Raw genomic sequence first — 311 nt, forward strand, 5'->3', positions numbered from 1 at the left:
ATGCATTGCGCTGGCCGGACGACCCGGTAACTTGCGCGTCGAGCAAGGTTCGGGCGACGGCCTGGGCGTCGAGCGCTGCATCTGGCTCGCCGCTCACCAGCGCAACGGCGATGGCACCGTCGAGCAGCACCAGCCATTGCCGCGGCAAAGCCGCGGCGGGCCGCGCGTCCCCCTGCGTTTCGAGGATGAACGCGTCGAATTGCGTCCGCACGAAGGCGAGCAGGCGTTCCTTGTGCTGGCGCGCGACGATGCGGATCGGGTCTTCGGCAGAAGCAATCTCGCCGGCCGCGTTCAGGAACGCGCAACCGTGA

General features: G+C 68.5%; 1 pseudogene. It reads right to left on the reverse strand.

The features are described from left to right. A pseudogene (locus tag EN824_RS34280) lies at window positions 1–311 on the reverse strand (hypothetical protein); the annotation flags it as partial.

The organism is Mesorhizobium sp. M8A.F.Ca.ET.181.01.1.1 (assembly GCF_004792025.1).
Classification (GTDB): Bacteria; Pseudomonadota; Alphaproteobacteria; order Rhizobiales; family Rhizobiaceae; genus Mesorhizobium.